General features: G+C 71.8%; 6 protein-coding genes. 5 read left to right on the top strand and 1 reads right to left on the bottom strand.

Translation table 11 applies throughout. From position 1 onward, the window contains the following. Positions 1–270: 270 nt before the first annotated feature. Positions 271–714, bottom strand: coding sequence for an SRPBCC family protein (locus AB0917_RS32685; protein ID WP_366823339.1), 444 nt, complete (start codon positions 712–714; stop codon positions 271–273). Between the two features lie 139 nt (positions 715–853). Between AB0917_RS32685 and AB0917_RS32680 the strand changes: the two genes are divergently transcribed. The 5 genes from AB0917_RS32680 to AB0917_RS32660 all read left to right on the top strand — a co-directional run bounded on the left by AB0917_RS32680 (position 854) and on the right by AB0917_RS32660 (position 7,117). Beyond that, positions 854–1,009 (top strand): DUF6131 family protein, encoded by a 156-nt coding sequence (locus tag AB0917_RS32680; RefSeq protein ID WP_366823338.1) that lies wholly within the window; start codon positions 854–856, stop codon positions 1,007–1,009. Positions 1,010–1,162: 153 nt separating this feature from the next. Beyond that, entirely contained in the window at positions 1,163–2,617 is a 1,455-nt protein-coding gene (locus AB0917_RS32675; protein ID WP_366823337.1) for a WGR domain-containing protein, read from the top strand. A 309-nt stretch (positions 2,618–2,926) separates the two neighbouring features. Next, on the top strand, positions 2,927–5,047 hold the full coding sequence (locus AB0917_RS32670) for a glycoside hydrolase family 6 protein (protein WP_366823336.1): 2,121 nt from the start codon (positions 2,927–2,929) through the stop codon (positions 5,045–5,047). 253 nt (positions 5,048–5,300) lie between these two features. After that, positions 5,301–6,122 (top strand): TauD/TfdA family dioxygenase, encoded by an 822-nt coding sequence (locus tag AB0917_RS32665; RefSeq protein ID WP_366823335.1) that lies wholly within the window; start codon positions 5,301–5,303, stop codon positions 6,120–6,122. A 104-nt stretch (positions 6,123–6,226) separates the two neighbouring features. After that, positions 6,227–7,117 carry an LLM class F420-dependent oxidoreductase gene (locus tag AB0917_RS32660; RefSeq protein WP_366823334.1) on the top strand — a complete coding sequence of 297 codons (891 nt, stop codon included), beginning with the start codon at positions 6,227–6,229 and terminating at the stop codon, positions 7,115–7,117. The last annotated feature ends 319 nt before the right edge of the window (positions 7,118–7,436 follow it).

Genomic DNA, 7,436 nt, shown 5'->3' with positions numbered 1-7,436 from the left:
GGGGGGGGCCCACCGGGCCCCCCCCGGGGCGGGCGGCCGCGGGGCCGCCCCCCCCGCAGCACGCGGGGCTGCGCGGCCGCCGTACAGAGCTGCGCCCCCACCGGTCGGTGAACCGGTGGGGCCTCGGCGATTCACGCAGGCAGGAGGGGGGCGCCTGCATGAACTCGGGTCATGGGGTCTTGTACCCGCTGAGCGCCGGATCGCACCTGGAATCTTCCGTGGGGCGCGGCCCGGGGGCCGGGCGCCCGGTCGGCGGACGCGCGGCGGCGGTCAGCGGATCTCGGGACTTTCGCCGGCCGCTGTCAGCTCGGCCAGTTTCTGGAATTCACCCAGGTCGTAGTTGGCGAGCGCCGAATCGAGGTTGGTCAAAGCCCCGAGGTGTTCCACAAAACCCTGGGGGTCGTATTCGATCTGGAGCGCGACCCGGCTGGAACGGTCGTCCAGCCGGTGGAACGTGACCACCCCGGCGTGATGGACCCCTTCGGTCGTCCGCCAGGCGATGCGGTTCTCGGGCACGACCTCCGTCAGCTCCGCGACGAACCCCTTGTCCGCCCCAGGAAGCGACAGCTGCCAGGCGAAACGGCGCTCGTCGAGCGGGTCGACCCGCTGCACGTGGCTCAGGAACTTCGGCCACTGGGTGACATCGCTCCACAGCGCCCAGGTGACGGCGACCGGTGCCTTGATGTCGACGGTCTCGACGATGGAGGAGGACATGCGCGACCACCTTGCTTTCCCTCGGGTGCGGTTCGCGCTGCCTAGTACCCCGCATTCCCTCCGCCCACGCGGAGCCGGCCGACGGAAAACCTTTATGAGGCGCATACTCGAAGACAGTCGGCATTGTTTGGAGGGCTCCATGATTGTCCTCGGTGTCATTCTGCTGGTGATCGGTCTGGTGACCGGCGTCTCCATCCTCTGGACCATCGGCATCGTTCTCGCGGCCATCGGCCTGGTGTTCTGGGTCCTGGGAGCGACGGGCCGCGCGGTGGGCGGAAGGCGTCACTACTGGTAGCCCGCCGGGCGGGCGCCCCGCATCCGCGTACGGCCGTCGCCGCCGCTCCCGTACGGGGGTGCCGGCGACGGCCGTTGTCAGTGGTGTCTTTTACGGTGTGAGCAGTGAGACCCGCCGGAACGGCCGCGGGTCCGCCCTGGGGAGGGGTCTGCCATGTCTGCCGCGTCCACCGCGTCGACGACGTATCTGGAGCTGTCACAGGAAGGCGCCGGTGCGCACAAGTTCTACGAGGTGACCGTCGACGGCCTGGTGGTGACGGTGCGCTACGGCCGGATCGGCGCCGCCGGGCAGACCCAGACGTCGACGTTCGCCACCCTCGCCAAGGCGCAGGCCGCCGCGGCGAAGAAGGTGGGGGAGAAGGTCCGCAAGGGTTACGCCCCGGCCGTCCCCGGGCAGCGCGCACCACGGTCGGTGACCCGCCGCCAGGTGACGTCGGCCCCCTCCACGGCGCGCGCCGTGGCCCCCGTGCTGTGGCGTTTCCGTACGGGCTCCTCGGCGTTCGGCATCCACGTCGACGACGAGCGGTGCTGGGTGGGCAACCAGGCGGGCGATGTCTACACCCTGGACCACGACGGCGGCATCCTCGCCCGCTTCAGCCTCCCGGACGGGGTGAAGTGCCTGGTCGCCGACGACTTCTGGATCTACGCGGGCTGCGATGACGGCCGTGTCTACGACCTCTCCTCCAAGCTGCCGTTCGCGGCGTACGACATCGCGGCCGACGTCGACATCTTCTGGCTCGACATCCACGAGGGCCTGCTGAACGTCTCGGACCGCGCCGGCCGGCTGACCGTCATCGACCACGAGGACGAGCACCAGTGGGCGCGCCGCAGCCAGGGCGAGCACGCCTGGATGGTCCGCGCCGACGACCGGGCGGTCTACCACGGCCACCACCGCGGCGTCACCGCCTACGCGCCGGACGGCGGCGGCGAGTTGTGGCACACGCCGACCCGGGGCGGGGTCCTGTTCGGCTGGCAGGAGGACGACGCGGTGTACGCCGGGACGGCGCACCGGGTGGTCCAGCGGCTGTCGAAGGCCACCGGAGCGATCGAGGCCACGTTCGCCTGCGACAGCGCGGTCTACTCGTGCGCCACCTCGCCCGGCGGCCGGTTCGTCTTCGCGGGTGACGCCTCGTCGTCCGTGTACTGCTTCGACCAGGACGGCACGCGCCTGTGGAAGCTCGGTACGGGCGGCGGGTCGGCGCTGTCGATGCAGTACCGCGACGGGCGGCTGTACCTGGTGACGACCGACGGTTCGCTGGTCTGCGTGGACGCGAGCGAGCCGGCCGTCACCGCGGCCCAGCAGGGCACGGTGCCGGCGCCCCGTGACGTCAAGCTGGCCGCGGCGCTGCCGACCTACGCCCCCGCCACGGCCGCGGCCGCGGTCACCACCGTGGCCCACGCCCCCGCCGGGTCGGTCGTCGTCGAGTGCGTCCAGGACGCCGGCGGCCGCCTGCGCGTGCACGTGGTGTCCGGGGGCTACGACACCTCCTGGAACGTCCAGTTCCCCCGTGCGATACGGCAGCCCGGCGCGCGGTACGTGGTGGACGCCCTGCACGCGGCGGCCGGTGGCTTCTACCGGGTCCGGGGCGACATCCGCCGGCTCCAGTGAGCCCCGCCGGAGGGTGGACCGGCCGCCCCGGCCCACCCTCCGGCCACTCCGGCCCGGACCCGCCCCGGCGGAATACCTGGCGGTGCACCTGTCCCCGTGATGGGAGCGCTTCCATCACCTCCGGAACTCCTTGTCCGCAAGGTGATTGCGTCGGACTGCTTGACATGTACCGGCTGTCGCGCCACCTTGGGAGCGCTCCCACAGTCAGTCCCGCACCACCTCGCACGCCTCACCTCCTGAGCACCACGTACCCCTGAACCCGTCCGCCGGCATGCCGTGGCGGACGTACGAGAGGAGCACGGAGCCGCAATGAGAAGCAGAGGCACCACCCCGCACGCACCGCGCAGGCGAGCGGTCGCCGCACTGTCCGCCCTGGTCCTGGGCGCGTCCCTGGCGATCGCCTTACCCGGTCAGGCTTCGGCCGCCGACCGCGTCGACAACCCCTACGTCGGCGCCACCGCCTACGTGAACCCCGACTGGTCCGCCAAGGCCGCCGCCGAACCGGGCGGCAGCGTCATCGCGGACGAGCCGTCGTTCGTCTGGATGGACCGCATCGCCGCGATCGGCGGCACGCCCGGCGCCCGAGGCCTGCGTGAGCACCTCGACACGGCGGTGAGCCAGGGAGCCGACCTCTTCCAGGTCGTCATCTACAACCTCCCGGGCCGCGACTGCGCCGCACTCGCCTCCAACGGTGAACTCGGCCCCACCGAACTCGGCCGCTACAAGAGCGAGTACATCGACCCGATCGCCGACATCCTCGGCGACCCCGCCTACGCGAACCTGCGCATCGTCACCCTCATCGAACCCGACTCGCTGCCCAACCTGGTCACCAACGCGGGCGGCACGGACGGTTCGACGCCGGAGTGCGCGACGATGAAGGCGAACGGGAACTACGAGAAGGGCATCGGGTACGCCCTCCACACGCTCGGCGCCCTCCCCAACATCTACAACTACGTCGACGCGGCCCACCACGGCTGGCTCGGCTGGGACTCCAACTTCGTCCCCGCGGCGGAGCAGTTCAAGAAGGCCGCCACGGTCGAAGGCGCCTCCGTCTCCGATGTGCACGGCTTCATCGTGAACACGGCGAACTACTCGGCGCTCAAGGAACCGCACTTCAAGGTGACCGACTCCGTCAACGGGACCACGGTGCGCCAGTCCTCCTGGGTCGACTGGAACTACTACGTGGACGAGCTCTCGTTCGCCCAGGACCTGCGCACCGAGCTGGTCCGCCAGGGGTTCGCCTCCGACATCGGCATGCTCATCGACACCGCCCGCAACGGCTGGGGCGGACCGTCCCGGCCCTCCGGCCCTGGGCCTTTGACCAGCGTCGACGCCTATGTCGACGGCAGCCGCACCGACCGCCGTATCCACGCCGGCAACTGGTGCAACCAGAGCGGCGCCGGCGTCGGCGAGCGCCCGACGACCGCCCCCGAGCCCGGGATCGACGCCTACGTGTGGGCCAAGCCGCCGGGCGAGTCCGACGGCAGCAGTGAGCCCATCGACAACGACGAGGGCAAGGGCTTCGACCGGATGTGCGACCCCACGTACACCGGCAACGGCCGCAACGGCTTCAACCTCACGGGCGCCCTGCCCGACTCCCCGGTCGCCGGACACTGGTTCTCCAGCCAGTTCCAGGAGCTGCTCCGCAACGCCAACCCGCCGCTGGGCGGCGGCAACGGCGGCGAGGAGGACACCCAGGCGCCGACCGCGCCCACGGGCCTGCAGGTGACGGCCAAGTCCAGCGGCAGCGTCACCCTGACCTGGACGGCGTCCACGGACGACAGGGCGGTCACCGGGTACGACGTCCTCCGCGGCGGCGCGGTCGTGGGTTCCACCACTTCGACGACCTTCACCGACACCGGCCTGAGCGCGTCGACCGCCTACAGCTACTCGGTCAGGGCCAAGGACGCGGCGGGCAACGTATCGGCGGCGTCGGCAGCCCTTCCGGTCACCACGGAAGCGGGCGGTGGCACGGGAACGGGCGCCCTCAAGGTCCAGTACCGGAACACCGACGCCTCCCCGACCGACAACCAGATCCGGATGTCCCTCCAGGTGGTCAACACCGGGGCGAGCGCGGTGGACCTGTCCACGGTGACGGTCCGCTACTGGTTCACCCCCGAGGCCGGGGCGAGCACCTTCTCCACCGCCTGCGACTACGCGGTGCTGGGCTGCGGCAGCGTGACGCACGGGGTCCACCCGGCGAGCGCGCCGGCCCCCGGCGCCAGCCACTACCTGGAGGCCGGCTTCGGCAGCGGCACCCTGGCGGCGGGCGCCTCAACCGGGGAGATCCAGCTGCGCGTCAACAAGAGCGACTGGTCCTCCTTCGACGAGGCCGACGACTACAGCCGCGCCACCAACACCGCCTATGCCGACGCCCCGGCGATCGGCGTCTACGTCGGCTCCACCCTCGCCTGGGGCACCGCCCCCTGACCCCACCCGCCGACGGACCCATCCGCCGCCCCTCTCCCGCCGCACGGGGGGGGAGGGGCGGCCGGTTTGTTCACGCGAGTGCAACGCCGGGCGCCTGTCCGGAACCCGGGGCCCCGCCTACCGTGGACGGGTGACCCTCCCCGCCCTGTACCGCAGACTGCACGTGGACCTGGCGCGCACGTGCGCCTCCCTCTGTTGACGAGCCCGACTCCGCCCCGTACGACAACAGCCGCGAGCACAGGGAGAGATGGGCATGACCACCGTCACCACCACGCACGAGATACGCCGGGCCGGACCGAGGATCGGCGCCGAGGTGATCGGCGTCGACCTCACGCAGCCCGTCGACGAGGCCACCGCCGACCAGCTGCGCCAGGCCTTCCAGGAGCACAAGGTGCTGGTGTTCCGCGACCAGCACCTGACCCCCGATCAGCATGTCGAGGCCGTACGTGTCTTCGCGGAGCCGTTCGACCACCCCACCGCCGTCAAGGACACCGCCAACCCGCTGGTCTACCCGTACAACGTCCGGCAGACGGGCAAGGCGAGCACCTGGCACATCGGCGGGCTGTGGCGCAGCCCCGTCTTCGCCGTCGAGTCGCTCACCTACCAGGAGGTGCCCGAGCTGGGCGGGCACACCCTGTGGGCCGATCTCCAGGCCGCGTACGACGATCTGTCGGAGCCCTTCAAGGCGCTGCTCGCCTCGGTGAGCGCCACCTACGACGCCGACCCGCGGAACTACGCCCAGGGGAAGAAGCGGACCGCCGTCGCGGAGACCGTGGAACACCCGGTCGTCCTCGAACACCCCGTCACCGGGCGCAAGGGGCTCTTCATCAGCACCTCGGCGCTCGGACTCACCGGCGTCACGCCGCAGGAGGGCAAGGCGCTCCTGGACCACCTTCTCCGGCACGCCTCGTCGCCCGACTACACCATCCGCTTCGGCTGGAGCCCCGGCGACTTCGTCCTGTGGGACAACCGGGCGACCTGGCACTACGCCGTGGACGACTACGGCGACGGGGCCCGCGTCTACCGCAAGGTGATCGGGGTGGAGCGCCCGCAGGCCGAGGCCGCCTCCTCCTGACGCCGTCCGCGACCCGCTCCCCGTGCTCCCCGCCGCCGTGCGCCGTACGGGTGAGCGGGTCGCGCCGCCGGGAATACCGGGCCCGGACCTCGGTTGATCACACCATGACTTCTCAGACGCACGAGGCATTCGGACGGGTCGGCATCTGGAGCAGCGCGCTGCACGCGTCGCGGACGGACGACGCGGGCAGGAAGGCGATCACGGAGGCGGTCGCCGAACTCGAAGAGCTGGGGTACGGCACCCTCTGGATCGGCGGCAGCCCCTCACCCGACGACGCGGCGGCCGTCGTCGCCGCCACCCGCACGGCCAGGGTGGCCACCGGCATCCTGAACATCTGGAGCCACACCGCCGAGGAGGTGGCGGCGCGGGTCGCCGCCCTCGAGACGTCCGCGCGCGGGCGCTTCGTCCTCGGTCTGGGCGTCAGCCACGGCCCGATGGTGCCGCAGTACGCCAAGCCGTACAGCGCGATGGTCGGCTACCTCGACGCGCTCGACGCGGCGACCCCGTCCGTGGAGCCCGGGGAGCGGGTCCTGGCGGCGCTCGGCCCGAAGATGCTGAAGCTCGCGGCCGACCGGGCGCTGGGCGCGCACCCGTATCTCGTCACCACCGAGCACACGGCCGAGGCCCGCGAGGCGCTCGGCCCCGACGCCCTGCTCGCCCCCGAGCTGACCGTCGTGGTCGACACCGACCTCGACCGGGCGCGCACCACAGCGCGGAACATGCTGGAGATGTACCTCCAGCTGCCCAACTACACCGCCAACCTGCTCCGTCTGGGCTTCGCGGAGAGCGACTTCGAGGACGGCGGAAGCGTCCGCCTCCTCGACGCCCTCTTCGCGCTGGGCGACGCCGAGCACGTGAGGGGCCGGACCAGGGAGTACCTCGACGCGGGCGCCGACCACGTGGCGCTCCAGGTGCTCACCGCCGACGAGGGCGGCGCCGGACTGCCCAGGGCCTCATGGCGCGAGCTGGCGGAGGCGTTCGGCGACGAGCTGTAGGACGGGCCGCCGGGCGAGCCCGGCGAGCCGGTCGGGCCGGGCGAGGCGGGTCCAGGCGGTCGAGCCGGTCGAGCCGGTCAAGCCGGGCGTCGCCGGTCGGTACGGTGGCCGACGCGGTGCCCGTCGTCGGGTATCTGCGCCCCGATCGAAGACCTCGGCCTGCCGCAAGCGCCGCCCTGGCGGGTCTCCGGTGCTGGGCGGGCGACCGGCGCATCTGGCCGAGTTTCGACTGCCCGACGGGCCGTCGGCTCCAGATCAGGGTGGCCGGCTCTTGCGTACCGCCCGTGTTACTTGCGCTTCATCGACAGGAAGAACTCGT

The organism is Streptomyces sp. NPDC007346 (assembly GCF_040703535.1).
GTDB lineage: Bacteria > Actinomycetota > Actinomycetes > Streptomycetales > Streptomycetaceae > Streptomyces.
Note: the sequence above shows the minus strand (reverse complement) of the source record. Positions and strands in the feature narration are given on the sequence as shown.